Genomic DNA, 16,280 nt, shown 5'->3' on the forward strand with positions numbered 1-16,280 from the left:
TCGAAGGGGCGGAACCAGGTGACGAACGACAAGAAACTTGTCGAGTATCTCAAGCAGGCCACGATTGATCTCCGGCAGAGTCGCCGCCGGATATGGGAACTCGAATCGGAACCGATCGCGATTGTCGGTATGGCCTGCCGCTATCCCGGCGGGGTCGCCTCACCGGAAGAGCTGTGGACGCTGCTGTCCGAGGGCCGCGACGGCATGTCCGCCTTCCCCGCGGACCGGGGCTGGGATGTGGAAGGGCTGTATCACCCCGACCCCGAAAACCCCGGCACGTCCTATGTCCGTGAGGGCGGATTCCTGCAGAATGCCGCGGAGTTCGACCCGGGGTTCTTCGGAATCTCCCCGCACGAGGCGCTCGCGATGGACCCGCAGCAGCGGCTGCTCCTGGAAACGGCGTGGGAGACCTTCGAACGCGCCGGTATCGACCCGGGCACCCTGCGCGGAAGCAAGACCGGGGTGTACGCCGGGCTGATGTATCACAACTACGCCGCGCGGGTCGTCGACGTCCCCGACGAAATCGCCAGCTTCATGAGCACCGGCGCGGTGAGCAGTGTGGTCTCCGGCCGGATCTCCTATCTGTTCGGCTTCGAAGGCCCCGCGATCACCGTCGACACCGCCTGTTCCTCCTCACTGGTGGCGCTGCACCAGGCGGTACTGGCGCTGCGGGCGGGGGAGTGCGACCTCGCGCTGGCCGGCGGGGTGACCGTCATGGCCACCGCGGACACCTTCGTCGACTTCTCCTACCAGCGTGGTCTCGCGGCGGACGGCCGCTGCAAGCCGTTCGCCGCCGCCGCGGACGGCACGGGCTGGGGCGAGGGCGTCGGACTGCTGCTGGTGGAGCGGCTGTCGGACGCCCAGCGCAACGGTCACCCGGTGCTCGCGGTGGTGCGGGGTTCGGCGGTGAACCAGGACGGTGCGTCCAATGGTCTGACCGCGCCGAACGGTCCGTCGCAGCAGAGGGTGATCCGGCAGGCACTCTCCAACGCCCATCTGTCGCCGTCCGAGGTGGACGCGGTGGAGGCGCACGGCACCGGTACGACGCTCGGCGACCCCATCGAGGCCCAGGCGCTGCTCGCGACCTACGGGCAGGACCGCCCGGCGGACCGACCGCTCTGGCTGGGCGGAATCAAGTCCAACCTCGGACACACCCAGGCCGCCGCCGGTGTCGCCGGAATCATCAAGATGGTGCTCGCCATGCGGCATGGCGTGCTGCCCAAGACCCTGCATCTGGACGCCCCTTCACCGCACGTGGACTGGTCGGCCGGCGCGGTGGAACTCCTCGCCGAAGCCAGGGACTGGCCGGAGACCGAACGGCCTCGCCGGGCCGGGGTGTCCTCCTTCGGAATCAGCGGCACCAACGCCCATGTCGTCCTCGAACAGGCCCCGGAACAGGACCCGGAGAGGACGGCGGAGAAGACCCCGGAGAAGACCCCGGAACAGGCCCCCGTCGGGAAGCCCGCAGTGGCCGGCTCCGCCCCCGTGGCCTCCGACCCCTCCGGTCTGGTCCCCTGGGTGCTGTCCGCCCGTTCCCGGCAGGCGCTCACCGCACAGGCCGCCAAACTCGCCGCCTTCGTGGACGACCAGCCGGAGCCGAACCTCGTGGACACCGGCTTCTCGCTGGTCACCACGCGCGCCGACCTCGACCATCGGGCGGTCGCACTGGCCGCCGACCGGGACGGCCTGCGCACCGCGGTGGCCGCCCTGGCCACCGAGGACGCCGCGCCCGGCGTCATCACAGGACTGGTCAGCGACGGCAAACTCGGCGCGCTGTTCACGGGTCAGGGCGCGCAGCGGCTGGGAATGGGCCGTGAACTGTACGACTCCTCTCCGGTGTTTGCGCGGGCCTGGGACGAGGTGTGTGCGGAGCTGGATGGTCTGCTGCCCATGCCCTTGGCGGAGGTGATCCGGGGCGGGGGAGAGCTCCTCGACCAGACGCAGTATGCGCAGGCGGCGTTGTTCGCGCTGGAGGTCGCGCTCTATCGGTGGATGGAGTCGCGTGGTGTGACACCCGAGGTGTTGCTGGGGCACTCCATCGGCGAGGTGACGGCTGCCTATCTGGCCGGTGTGTGGTCGCTGGCGGACGCGGCGAAGCTGGTCGCGGCGCGAGGCCGGCTGATGCAGGCCTTGCCGACCGGTGGCGTCATGGTGTCGGTGCGGGCGCCGGAGGACGCGGTCGTACCGCTGCTGGAGGGCCGGGACCAGGTCGGGATCGCTGCCGTCAACGGCCCCGAGTCCATAGTCCTCTCGGGCGCCGAGACCGAGGTCGAGCAGGTCGTCGCCGCTCTGGAGGCCGAGGGCCGCAAGGTCAAGCGGCTGCGCGTGAGCCACGCCTTCCACTCCCCGCTCATGGAGCCGATGCTGGCGGAATTCCGCGCGGTCGTGGAGCAACTCACCTTCACCGACGCTCAGTTGCCGGTGGTGTCGAATGTGACCGGCCGACTCGCCGAGCCCGCCGAACTCCGCGACCCGGAGTACTGGGTGCGTCATGTCCGCGAGGCCGTCCGCTTCCACGACGGTATTCAGGCCGCATACGACGACGGCGTGACCACCTTCCTCGAACTGGGCCCGGACGGCGTGCTCTGCGCCATGGGGCAGGACTGCCTGCCGGAGGACGCGGGCTTCGTGCCCACGCTGCGCAAGGACCGCCCCGAACCCGAGGTGTCGACCGAGGCGCTCGCCGGACTGTGGGTCCGTGGAGTCCCCGTCGACTGGCACCCGATGCTCACCGGCGGCCGCCGGGTGGAGCTGCCGACGTACGCCTTCCAGCGACAGCACTTCTGGCTGGAAGGTGACACCGGGGTCGGCGATGTGACCGCCGCGGGGCTGGGCGCTGCCGATCACCCGCTGCTCGGTGCCACCGTGACCCTGCCGGACGCCGTGGTCCTGGCCGGCCGGTTGTCCCTGGTCACCCACCCCTGGCTTGCCGATCACTCCGTACTCGGGGCCGTCGTGCTGCCGGGCTCGGCCCTGGTCGAACTCGCCATCCGGGCCGGGGACCAGGTCGGCTGCGATCTGCTCGAAGAACTCACCGTGCAGCAGCCACTGGTTCTTCCGGAGCGTGGCGGAGTGCAGCTGCGCGTCGTCGTCGCGGAGCCCGATGGGGACGACCGTCGCGAACTGGCGGTGTACTCCCGGCTTGAGGATTCCCCCGAACAGTCCTGGACCCCGCACGCCATGGGTGTGCTGGCGGCGGGCACCGGGACGGTCTCCTTCAACGAACCGGTCTGGCCGCCGGCCGGCGCCGAGTCCCTCTCCGTGGACGGCTGCTACGACGCCCTCGACGCCGCCGGATTCCAGCACGGCCCCCTGTTCCAGGGTGTTCAGGCCATCTGGCGGCGCGGCGACGAGCTCTACGCCGAGGTCACCCTGCCGGACGAAGTGGCCGCCGAGGCAGCGAAGTTCGGACTGCACCCGGCCCTGCTCGACGCCGCGCTGCAACCGGCACTCGACGGGCTGCGGCTCCCCGCGTCTTGGACCGGGGTGCGCCTGTACGCGGTGGGCGCCACCGCGCTCCGGGTGAAGCTGACCACGTCCGGTGACGGGTACGCGCTCCTGGTCGCCGACGAGGCCGGGGGCGTGGTCGCCTCCGTCGATGCGGTGCGCTGGGAGCCCGTGGTTCCCGAGCAGTTGACCACCACGACCGTCCCGGGCGACCGCGACTCGCTGTTCGCAGTGGAGTGGGTGGCCCTTCCGGAGCTGCCCGAGACCTCCGAAGGCGAGGGCGACGAGCTCGTACTCCTGCATCCGTCGGCGGAGGAGGGGACGACCGTTCCGGACGGCGTGCGTACGGTGACCCACCAGGTCCTGGAGCGGCTGCAGAGCTGGGCCGCCGATGACCAGAACACCGCTTCGCGGCTTGTGGTGGTGACCCGGGGCGCCGTCTCGGTCGCTGGTGAGCCGGTGGATCTGGCCACGGCGCCGCTCTGGGGGCTGGTGCGCTCGGCGCAGTCGGAGCACCCGGGCCGTTTCGTCCTGGTCGACACCGATGACCACGAGAAGTCCTCCGCCGCGATCCGTGCCGCCGTGGCCACCGGCGAAACCGAACTCGCCCTGCGGGAAGGGGGGGTGTCGGTACCGCGACTCGCCAGGCTGGAACCGTCCGGTACGGACACGGTCTGGAACCCCGAGGGCACGGTACTGATCACCGGTGGCACCGGAACCCTGGGCACAGTGATCGCCCGGCACCTGGTGACCACCCATGGCATCCGCAGCCTCCTGCTGACGAGCCGACGCGGCCCGGACGCCGAAGGCGCCGCCGCACTCCGGGAGGAACTCACCGCGCTGGGCGCCCAGGTGGAGATCGCCGCCTGTGACGCGGCGGATCGCGACGCCCTCGCCGAGTTGCTGGCGGGGATCCCGGCGGACGCCCCGCTGACCGGAGTCGTGCACACCGCAGGGGTCACCTCCGACGGGACCCTCGGCTCCCTCACCGCGGAAAGCCTGGACACCGTTCTGCGGCCCAAGATGGACGCCGCCTGGAACCTGCACGAGCTCACCCAGGACGCCGATCTCTCCGCGTTCGTGCTGTTCTCCTCGGCCGCGGCGGTCCTCGGCGCGGCCGGACAGGGCAACTACGCCACCGCCAACACCTTCCTGGACACGCTCGCCCGCCACCGCCGGAACAACGGTCTGCCGGGCACCTCCCTGGCCTGGGGGCTCTGGGCCGAGACCAGCGAGATCACCAAGCAGCTCAGCGACACCGATCTGCGACGGATGGCCCGCGGCGGACTCGTCCCGCTCACCGCCGAGGAAGGCGTGGCCCTCTTCGACGCCGCGGTCACCGCGGACACCGCGCTGTCCGTCCCCATACGACTGGACCTGCGGGCCCTCGCCGCCTCCGGGGAGGTCGCGCCCGTCCTGCGCGGACTGGTGCCGCTGCGCCGGCGTGCCGCCACGGCCGGCGCCGGTGCGGGCAACGCGTTGCGCGACCGTCTGGCCGGCCTGCCGCAGGCCGACCAGGACCGGGCGCTGAGGGAACTGGTCACGGCCCAGGTCGCCCTGGTCCTCGGCTACGCCGGTGGCGGCGCGGTGGAGACCTCCCGCGCGTTCCGGGACCTCGGGTTCGATTCGCTGACCGCGGTGGAGCTGCGCAACCGCCTGGACACCGCGACGGGACTCAGCCTCCCGGCGACCCTGGTCTTCGACCATCCGACCCCGGCTGCTCTCGTGCGGTACCTGCGGGAAGAGCTGCTCGGCGGGCAGGCCGCCGCCACCGTGGTGCGGGCCCGGGGGGCCGTGGACGACGAGCCCATCGCCATCGTCGGCATGGCCTGCCGTTTTCCCGGCGGCGTCGCCTCTCCGGCGGAACTCTGGGACCTGCTGGCCCGCGGCGAGGACGCCGTCGGGTACTTCCCCGGGGACCGCGGCTGGGACATCGAACGGCTCTACCACCCGGACCCCGACCACCACGGCACCTCCTACGTCCGCGAGGGCGGCTTCCTGCGGGACGTGGCCGACTTCGACCCCGGGTTCTTCGGCATCTCGCCGCGTGAGGCGACCGCCATGGACCCGCAGCAGCGGCTCCTGCTGGAAACCTCCTGGGAGGCCCTGGAGGACGCGGGGATCGACCCGACGACGCTGCGCGGCGCCGACACCGGTGTCTTCGTCGGCACCAACGGCCAGGACTACGGCTCCTTCCTGTCCCAGAGTTCCGCCGATGTGGACGGCCACCTCGCCACCGGCACCGCGGGCAGCGTGGTCTCCGGCCGGATCTCCTACACCTTCGGCTTCGAGGGCCCCGCGGTCACCGTGGACACCGCGTGCTCGTCCTCCCTGGTGGCCCTGCACTGGGCGAGCCAGGCACTGCGGTCCGGCGAGTGCTCGCTGGCCCTGGCCGGCGGTGTGACGATCATGTCCACACCGATGGAGTTCATCGAGTTCTCCCGCCAGCGCGCCCTCGCTCCGAACGGGCGCAGCAAGGCCTTCGCGGAGAGCGCGGACGGCGCGGGCTGGGGTGAGGGCGTCGGCCTGCTCCTGGTCGAGCGCCTCTCGGACGCCCGCCGCAACGGTCACCCGGTGCTCGCGGTGGTGCGGGGTTCGGCGGTGAACCAGGACGGTGCCTCGAATGGGTTGACCGCGCCGAACGGTCCCTCGCAGCAGCGGGTGATCCGGCAGGCGCTGGCCAACGCGGGGGTGACCGCCGGTCAGGTCGACGCGGTGGAGGCGCACGGCACCGGCACGACGCTGGGCGACCCGATCGAGGCGCAGGCGCTGCTGGCCACGTACGGGCAGGGCCGGCAGGAGGACCGGCCGCTGTGGCTGGGCTCGGTCAAGTCCAACATCGGGCACGCCCAGGCCGCGGCCGGGGTGGCCGGTGTGATGAAGATGGTGCTGGCCATGCGGCACGGTGTGCTGCCGAAGACGCTGCATGTCGATGAGCCGTCGTCGCATGTGGACTGGTCCGCGGGTGCGGTGGAGCTGCTGACGGAGGCCAGGGACTGGCCCGAGAGCGGTCAGCCGCGTCGGGCGGGTGTGTCGTCCTTCGGCATCAGCGGGACGAACGCGCATGTCGTGCTGGAGCAGGCACCTGACGAGACGCCGGCGGAGCCGGTTGAGGAAGTGACGCGGCCCGGCGTTCTCCCCTGGGTGCTGTCGGCGCGCTCCGAGCGTGCATTGGTCGCGCAGGCGGAGCGGTTGGCGTCCTTCGTGGAGGACCGTCTGGAGGGCCGACCGGAGGGCCTTCCGGAGCTTGATCCTGCTGATGTGGGGTTCTCGCTGCTGAGTTCGCGGGCGGGGTTGGAGTACCGGTCTGTCGTGCTCGGTGCTGACGGTGCGGAGCTCCTTGCCGGGCTGAAGGGTGTGGCCGGGGGTCTGGATCCGGCGGGTGTGGTGCGGGGTTCGACCGGCACCGGAGCCGGGACCCGTGTGGCGCTGGTGTTCCCTGGTCAGGGTTCGCAGTGGTTGGGCATGGCGGATGAACTGCTCGCCAGTTCCCCGGTGTTCGCGCAGCGGATGGCTGACTGTGCTGAGGCGCTGTCGGAGTTCGTGTCCTGGAAGTTGGATGAGGTTCTGTCCGACGAGGACATGCTGGCGCGGGTTGATGTGGTTCAGCCGGTGTTGTGGGCGGTGATGGTGTCGCTGGCTGCGGTCTGGGAGGACTGCGGTGTGGTGCCTGCTGCTGTGGTGGGTCATTCGCAGGGTGAGATTGCCGCGGCCTGCGTCGCCGGGATTTTGTCCTTGCGTGATGGTGCCCGGGTGGTGGCGTTGCGCAGTCAGGCCATCGGGCGGGTGCTTGCCGGGCGCGGTGGCATGGTCTCCGTCGCCGCCTCGCGTGAGGGGGTGCAGGACCGCATCGCCAAGTGGGGCGAGCGGATATCTATCGCCGCCATCAACGGCCCGACGTCGACCGTCGTTTCAGGCGAGCCCGAGGCTTTGCAGGAGTTGTTGGCGGAGTGTGCTGAGCAGGAGGTGCGGGCTCGGCAGGTTCCGGTGGACTACGCCTCGCACGGTGCCCAGGTCGAGGAACTGCGCGAGGAACTCGCCACCGTCCTGGCCGAGGTAAGCCCTGGCCAGGGCCGGGTCCCGTTCTACTCCGCGGTGAACGCCGCACTCGTCTCCGGCGAGGAACTGGACGCCGGGTACTGGTTCGAGAACCTGCGCAACACGGTGCGGTTCGAGGAAGCGATCCAGGCGCTGCTGGCTGACGGGCATGGCGTATTCGTCGAATGCAGTGCGCATCCCGTTCTGACTCCGGGAATCGAGGACACCGCGCAGGAGGCGGGCAGTCCCGTCGTGGTGACGGGCACTCTCCGCCGTGACGAGGGTGGCTGGTCCCGTTTCGCGCAGTCGCTCGGCCAGCTCTGGGCGCACGGTGTCCCGGTGGAATGGAGCACCCTGCTCCCGACCGGACGCCGTATCGGCCTGCCCACCTACGCCTTCCAACGGCAGCGCTACTGGCTGTCGGCCTCCGCGGCCACTCAGGACGCCACCGGGCTCGGGCTGCAACCGGTCGAGCATCCGCTCGTCCCTGCCGCCGTTTCGATGGCCGGCAGCGACACGGTCGTCCTCACCGGGCGGGTCAGTACGGCCACCCACCCTTGGATCGCCGACCACACCGTCCGGGGTGTCACCATCCTTCCCGGCACCGGCTTTGTGGACCTTGCCATCAGGGCGGGTGACCAGGTCGGCTGCCCGCGGATCGAGGAACTCGTGCTGGAGGCCCCGCTGATCCTCCCGGATCAGGGTGGGCTGCAGCTCCAGGTCACCGTCGGCGACCCCGACGATCAGGGCCGTCGGCCGGTCAATGTGCACTCGCGTGCCGATGACGCGCTCGACGGTGAGCCGTGGACCGGGCACGCCACCGGACTTCTCGGCCCGGACACCGCCGCCGGCGGCTCCGGCCTCGAGGTCTGGCCCCCTAAGGGAGCCACCCCGGTGGACCTGGATGGCATCTACGAACAGCTCGCCGCGGCCGGAGTCGACTACGGCCCCGTCTTCCAGGGGCTGAGGGAAGTCTGGCGCCAGGGTGACGACCTCTATGCGGAGGTGACCCTGCCGCAGGACCAGCGGGACGAGGCCGAGAGGTTCGGGCTGCACCCGGCCCTGCTCGACTCCGTACTGCACGCCCTGTCGTGGACCCCGCTCGCGGAGCAGGGCGGCGGCCCCTGGATGCCGTTCACCTGGAACGGGGTCTCGCTCTTCGCGACCGGGGCCACCACTCTGCGGGCCCGCCTGACCACCGCGCCCACCGGAGCGGTGACGCTGGACATCGCCGACGGCCTCGGCGATCCCATCGCCTCCGTCGACGCGCTGCGGCTGCGGGCCGTCACCGCCTCCGCGCTGACCGGCTCCGCACCGCGCGACACCCTCTTCCGTCCCGAGTGGACGGTGCTCCACGGGCCGAAGTTCACCGGTTCCTGGGCCGTGCTCGGTGCGCACAGCGCGGGTCTGACGGCGGCGTTGGCGGGGAACGGCGAAACCTACGCCGATCTCGGCGCGCTCACCGCTGCGATCGAGGAGGGCGCACCCGTCCCCGAGGCCGTGCTGGTCGCCGCACCCCGCGTTGATCAGGACGGATCCCTTCCGTCGGCGGTACACGGCATCGTGCGCGAGTCGCTGGAACTCATTCAGGGCTGGCTGGACGACGACCGGTTCGCCACCTCCCGGCTGGTCCTGGTGACCAGCGGCGCCATGGCGGCCGAGGTCACCGACGCGGTGACCGATCTGCCGCACGCGTCGAGCTGGGGGCTGTTCCGGTCCGCCCAGTCCGAGCATCCCGGGCGGTTCGTCCTCGTCGATCTGGACGAGGAGGCCTCCTCGGCCGCCGCCCTGCCGGAGGTCATCGGCTCCGGCGAACCCCAGGCCGTGATCCGTTCCGGCACGCCGCGCGCCGTACGGCTCGCCCGGGTCCACCTGACCGGCGAGGCCCCGGCGTTCGATGCGCAGGGCACGGTGCTGATCACCGGCGGCACGGGAATGATCGGCACCCTGGTGGCCCGCCATCTGGTGACCCAGCACGGGATACGTCACCTCGTGCTCACCAGCCGCCGTGGCCCGGCGAGCCCGGGTGCCACGGAACTGCGGGACGAACTGGCCGCACTCGGGGCGGAGGTCACCCTCGCCGCCTGCGACGCCGCCGACCGGACCGCGTTGGCGGAACTGCTGGCAGCGCTCCCGCAGGCCCATCCGCTGACCGCGGTCGTGCACGCGGCCGGGGTGGTCGAGGACAGTGTGGTCACCTCGCTCACCCCGGGGCACCTGGACACCGTGCTGCGGCCCAAGGTGGACGCGGCCTGGAACCTGCACGAGCTGACCCGCGACCTCGATCTGTCCGCGTTCATCCTGTTCTCCTCGGCGGCCGCGCACTTCGGCAATCCCGGGCAGGGCAACTACGCCGCGGCCAACGCCTTCTTGGACGCACTGGCGCACCACCGCCGAGCCGAGGGCCTGCCCGCCGTCTCGATGGCGTGGAGCGTCTGGGCCGAGCGGGTCGAGGCCGCGGACCAGAGCGAGGAGATGCGCGCGGAACGGATCTCCGCGGGAGCGATGACCGCGGAACTCGGGATGGTCCTCTTCGACCAGGCCCGCCGGGCCGGCGAACCGGTGCTGGTGCCGATCCCGCTGGACATCCCGGCGATCCGGGCCCTGCCGAAGGACCGGATACCGATCCTGCTGCACGGTCTGATGCCGGGCGACACCCGCCGGTCGGCCGGCGCCGAGGGACCAGGCGAGAAGGGCTGGGCAGACCGGCTGATCGCCATGCCGGCGGACAAGCAGCGGGAGACCGTGCTGGGCCTGGTGCGTACCCATGTCGCGTCGGTACTCGCCTATGAGTCCGCCGACCAGGTCGAGGACCACCGGCCGTTCAAGGACCTGGGATTCGATTCGCTGACCGCCGTGAAACTGCGCAATCAGCTCGCCGCGGTCGGCGGCCTGACCCTGCCCGCCACCCTGGTCTTCGACCATCCGACCCCGGTCGCGCTCGCCGAGTTCCTGCGGGCGGAACTGGTGCCGGCCGAAGAGGAACCCTCGGCGCGGCTGCTCGCCGAACTCGATCGGATCGCCGCCGGACTCCCGGAGATCGCCCCCGACGCCGCCGGGCGCGACAAGATCACCGCCCGGCTGCGCAGCATCTTGTGGCAGTGGGATGAGAGCGGGAACGGCGAGAGTCCGGAGCACTCCGACGAGGACTTCGACTCAGCCACCGACGACGAACTCTTCGATGCTCTCGACAACGAACTCGGAATGTCCTAACGCGTGCGGATCAAGCGCCTGACAGTGTTTTGGGGGAAGGTACCGGATGGAGAATGAAGCCAAACTCCGGGATTATCTCAAGCGAGCAACGGCTGATCTCCGCCGCACGCGCCAGAGGTTGCGCGAGGTCGAGGAGAAACAGCACGAGCCGATCGCCATCATCGGCATGGCCTGCCGGTACCCGGGAGGAGTGAGCTCACCCGAGGAACTCTGGCAGCTGGTGGCCGCCGGCCGGGACGCCGTCACCACCTTCCCGGACGACCGGGGCTGGGACCTGGAATCCCTGCACGACCCGGATTCCGGACGTCCCTACACCTCTTATGTCCGCGAGGGCGGATTCCTGCACGACGCCCTCGAATTCGACCCCGAGATGTTCGGCATCTCACCGCATGAGGCCTCCGCCATGGACCCCCAGCAGCGGCTGCTGCTGGAAGCCTCCTGGGAGGCGTTCGAGCATGCGGGAATCGACCCGGTGGCCTTGCGCGGCAGCCCCACCGGGGTGTTCGCCGGGCTGATGTATCACGAGTACGCGTCCCGGCTGAACAATGTCGCCCCCGAAGCCGCGGGATTCCTCGGCACCGGGAGCATCGGCAGCGTGCTGTCCGGCCGGATCTCGTACTCCTTCGGCCTGGAGGGCCCGGCGGTGACCGTGGACACCGCCTGCTCCTCCTCCCTGGTGACGCTGCATCTGGCGGTGCAGGCGCTGCGGACCGGGGAGTGCTCGCTGGCCCTGGCCGGCGGTGTGACCGTGATGTCCACCCCCGATACGTTCATCGACTTCTCCCGGCAGCAGAACCTGGCACGCAACGGGCGGTGCAAGGCCTTCGCCTCGGGCGCGGACGGCACCACCCTCGCCGAGGGCGCCGGGATGCTGCTGGTGGAGCGCCTGTCGGATGCCGAGCGCAACGGCCATCCGGTGCTCGCGGTGGTGCGGGGTTCGGCGGTGAACCAGGACGGTGCCTCGAATGGGTTGACCGCGCCGAACGGTCCCTCGCAGCAGCGGGTCGTGGAACAGGCGCTGGCGAATGCCCGTCTCTCCGCCGATCAGGTCGACGCGGTGGAGGCCCACGGAACCGGCACCGCCCTCGGCGACCCGATCGAGGCACAGGCGCTGCTGGCCACCTACGGGCAGGGCCGGCAGGAGGACCGGCCGCTGTGGCTGGGCTCGGTCAAGTCCAACCTCGGTCATACCCAGGCCGCGGCCGGGGTGGCCGGTGTGATGAAGATGGTGCTGGCCATGCGGCACGGTGTGCTGCCGAAGACGCTGCATGTCGATGAGCCGTCGTCGCATGTGAATTGGTCCGCGGGTGCGGTGGAGTTGCTGACGGAGGCCAGGGACTGGCCCGAGAGTGGTCAGCCGCGTCGGGCGGGTGTGTCGTCGTTCGGCATCAGCGGGACGAATGCCCATGTGGTGCTGGAGCAGGCGCCTCCCGTCTCTGACCCGGAGGCCGTGGATTCGGCTGGTGACGAGCCGGTTGAGGTGGCGGCGCGGGCCGGGGTGGTGCCGTGGGTGCTGTCGGCGCGTTCGGAGCAGGCGTTGTCGGCACAGGCGGAGCGCTTGGCCTCCTTTGTGGCGGAGCGCCCGGAGCTGGACGCTACTGACCTGGGATTCTCCCTACTGAGCACACGGGCCGGGTTGGAGTACCGGGCGGTGGTCCTCGGCGCTGACCGGGAGGAGTCGCTCTCCGGAGTACGTGGACTGGCTGGGGACCTGGACCCGGCGGGTGTGGTGCGGGGTTCGACCGGCACCGGAGCCGGGACCCGTGTGGCGCTGGTGTTCCCTGGTCAGGGTTCGCAGTGGCTGGGGATGGCGGATGAACTGCTCGCCAGTTCCCCGGTGTTCGCGCAGCGGATGGCTGACTGTGCTGAGGCGCTGTCGGAGTTCGTGTCCTGGAAGTTGGATGAGGTTCTGTCCGACGAGGACATGTTGGCGCGGGTTGATGTGGTTCAGCCGGTGTTGTGGGCGGTGATGGTGTCGCTGGCTGCGGTCTGGGAGGACTGTGGTGTGGTGCCCGCTGCCGTGGTGGGTCATTCTCAGGGTGAGATTGCCGCGGCCTGCGTCGCCGGGATCTTGTCGCTGCGTGATGGTGCCCGGGTCGTGGCACTGCGCAGTCAGGCCATCGGGCGGGTGCTTGCCGGGCGCGGTGGCATGGTCTCCGTCGCCGGCTCTCGTGAGGCGGTGCAGGAGCGCATCGCCAAGTGGGGCGAGCGGATATCTATCGCCGCCATCAACGGCCCGACATCGACCGTCGTTTCAGGCGAAGCCGAGGCCCTGCAGGAACTGCTGGCGGAGTGTGCCGAGCAGGAGGTGCGGGCTCGCCAGATCCCGGTGGATTACGCCTCACACGGTGCCCAGGTCGAGGAGCTGCGCGAGGAACTCGCGACGGTCCTGGCCGAGGTGACCCCTGCTGAAGGCCGGATCCCGTTCTACTCCGCGGTGAACGCCGCACTCGTCTCCGGCGAGGACCTGGACGCCGGGTACTGGTTCGAGAACCTGCGCAACACCGTGCGGTTCGAGGAAGCGATCCAGGCGCTGCTGGCCGACGGGCACGGCGTATTCGTCGAATGCAGTGCGCACCCCGTCCTGACCCCGGGAATCGAGGACACGGCACAGGAGGCGGGCAGTCCCGTCGTGGTGACGGGCACTCTCCGCCGCGACGAGGGCGGCTGGTCCCGTTTCGCGCAGTCGCTCGCCCAACTCTGGGCGCACGGCGTCCCGGTGGACTGGAGCACCCTGCTCCCCACCGGACGGCGGATCGGACTGCCCACCTACGCCTTCCAACGCCAGCGCTACTGGCTGGACGACACCGGCACCGTCGGCGATGTCACCGCCGCCGGGCTGAGCAGTGCCGAACACCCCCTGCTCGGTGCGGCCGTCGCGATGCCCGGTACCCAGGTGCTCACCGGGCGGCTGTCCCTGGCCACCCACCCCTGGCTGGCCGAGCGGATCGTCCTCAACACCACGGTGGTGCCCGAGACCGCGTGGGTCGACCTTGCGCTCCGGGCCGGGGACCAGGTCGGCTGCGACCTCGTACGCGAACTCACCGTGCACGCGCCGCTGGTGCTCCCTGACCGTGGTGCCGTGCTGCTGCGGGTGCTCGTCGCGGAGCCCGACGCGGACGACGCCCGGGAGCTCACCGTCTACTCCCGGTCCGAGGACGCCCCGGACGAGCAGGACTGGACCCGGCACGCGACCGGTGTCCTCACCCGCGGCGCCGAACCGGCCGCCTTTGACGCACGGGCCTGGCCTCCCGCGGAAGCCGAGCGCGTCGAGCTGGCGGACTTCTACCGCGAACGGGCCGATCTGGGGCTGGGCTACGGCCCGGTGTTCCAAGGGCTGCGTGCGGTCTGGCGGCGCGGTGGCGAGCTGTTCGCCGAAGTGGCCCTCCCTGAGGGGGACACGGGCGACACGGCCGGCTTCGGGCTGCACCCGGCACTGCTCGATGCGGCGCTGCAGTTCGCCGGGCCGGCCGGGGCGCACCTGCCGCTCGCCTGGGCCGGGGTGTGCCTGCACGCCGTGGGGGCGACCGCACTACGGGTGGCCCTGACCCCGGCCGGAGACGGGTACTCCGTACGGCTCGCGGACACCGAGGGTGACCCGGTCGCCTCCATCGATGCCGTGAACTGGGGCGAGGTGCCGGCGGAGCGGCTGGTCGAAGCCGCCGGCCGCCGCGAATCGCTGTACGGGGTGGACTGGGTGGCCCCGTCGACGACCCGGATGGACCCCGAGGGGAGTGCCCTGGTGGTGCTCGGGGACGACGACGGTCTAGGGGTCGGCGCCGCACTGGGTGCCGATGTCATGAGCCTGGAAGCCGTGAGAGCGCTCGACCCGACCCCGGAAGTAGTGGTTCTCCCCGTGCCGGACTCAGGGGTTGTCGGGGTTCCTGGTGGGGTTCGGGAGGTCGCATATGGGGTGTTGGACACGCTGCGGGCCTGGTTGGCTGAAGAACGGTTCGCCGGGTCACGGTTGGTGGTTCTGACCCGAAGTGCGGTGTCTGTGACGGGGGAGGAAGTAGATCTGGTGACGGCACCGGTATGGGGGTTGGTGCGTTCGGCACAGTCGGAGAACCCGGATCATTTCTTGCTGGTGGACAGCGATGACCAGCAGGTTTCGCGCAGCGCGCTGTTCGCGGCCGTCGCCCTGGGCGAGCCCCAAGTGGCTGTTCGTCACCAGGAGTTGTCGGTACCGCGGCTCACCACGCTGGACCCGTCGGAGAAGGACGGCGGGTCGGTGTGGAAGCCGGAGGGCACCGTGCTGATCACCGGTGGTACCGGGACCCTGGGCACACTGGTTGCCCGGCATCTGGTCACCGAGCACGGGGTACGGAACCTGCTGCTGACCAGCCGACGCGGTCCGGACGCCGAGGGCGCCGCGGAACTCCGGGACGAACTCACCGCTCTGGGCGCCCGGGTGACCATCGCCGGCTGTGACACCGCCGACCGGGACGCGCTGGCCGGACTGCTCGCCGGGATCCCGGCGGAGGCCCCGCTGAACGGTGTCGTCCACACCGCGGGCGTGCTGGACGACGGTGTCCTCGGGTCCTTGACCCCGGACCGTATCGACGCGGTACTGCGGCCGAAGGTGGACGCCGCCTGGAACCTGCACGAGCTCACCAAGGACCTCGATCTGTCCGCCTTCGTGCTGTTCTCCTCGGCAGCCGGTGTGTTCGGCGCACCGGGACAGGGCAACTACGCCACCGCGAACGCGTTCCTGGACGCGCTCGCCGCCTACCGTCGCGCCCACACCCTGCCTGCCGAATCGCTGGCCTGGGGGCTGTGGGAGGAGAGCAGCGGGCTGACTGGCACGCTCAGCGAGGCCGACCGGCAGCGTAAGGCCCGGGACGGCCTGCGCCCGATGTCCTCGGCGGAGGCCCTGGCACTGTTCGACGCCTCGGTCGCGGGGGGACGGGCGCTCACCGTGCCGGTCCGGCTCGATCTCACGGCGCTCGGCGCCGGCCTGCGTACCGACGAGGTCCCGCCGCTCCTGCGCAACCTGGTCCGCGGGACCCGGCGCAGCGCCGCGGCCGGCCAGAGCGGTGCGGACGGACTGCCGGAGCGGCTGCGGACCGCCTCCCCGGCACAGCGGGCGCGCCTGCTGTTGAACCTGGTGCGCGGCCATGTGGTCGCCGTACTGGGCTACGCCGATGCGGACGCCGTGGAAGCGGGCCGGGCCTTCAAGGACCTGGGGTTCGATTCGCTGACCGCCGTGGAGCTGCGGAACCGGCTCAACCGGGACACCGGGCTGAAACTCCCGGCGACCACGATCTTCGACTACCCCAACTCGCGGGTGCTCGCCGAATACCTCGGCACGCACTTCGCGCCGTACGGGGACACCGGCACCGGTGCCGCCGATGACGAGGAGACCATCCGCCGGATGCTGACCTCGATTCCGCTGAACCGTCTTGCCGAGGCCGGGCTGATGAGCTCCCTGCTGGAACTGGCCGGGATCACCGAGGAAGCGTCCGAGACCACCGAAGACGACGACCGCGAATCACTCGACACGATGGACATGGAAGCCATGATCCAGCTCGCGCTCGACGGTTCCGGCGCCGAAGACGACATGACGCGAGGACTGTGAGTTC

The 16,280-nt window shown here is 70.8% G+C and carries 2 protein-coding genes and 1 pseudogene; all 3 read left to right on the forward strand.

Features of this window, described 5'->3' with window-relative positions; translation table 11 throughout:
- Nucleotides 1-18 precede the first annotated feature (18 nt).
- Complete coding sequence (locus SLV14N_RS34730) at nucleotides 19-10,698, forward strand: type I polyketide synthase (RefSeq protein ID WP_263272499.1); 10,680 nt, start codon at nucleotides 19-21, stop codon at nucleotides 10,696-10,698.
- 46 nt (nucleotides 10,699-10,744) lie between these two features.
- Nucleotides 10,745-10,795 (forward strand): annotated as a pseudogene (locus tag SLV14N_RS34735) (polyketide synthase docking domain-containing protein); the annotation flags it as partial.
- Nucleotides 10,796-10,888: 93 nt separating this feature from the next.
- A complete protein-coding gene (locus SLV14N_RS34740) occupies nucleotides 10,889-16,276 on the forward strand; it encodes a type I polyketide synthase (protein WP_263273377.1) in 5,388 nt (1,795 codons plus the stop codon).
- Nucleotides 16,277-16,280: the final 4 nt, after the last annotated feature.

Source organism: Streptomyces sp. Je 1-4 4N24, from assembly GCF_026239515.1.
In the GTDB taxonomy this organism is placed as follows: Bacteria; Actinomycetota; Actinomycetes; order Streptomycetales; family Streptomycetaceae; genus Streptomyces; species Streptomyces nigrescens.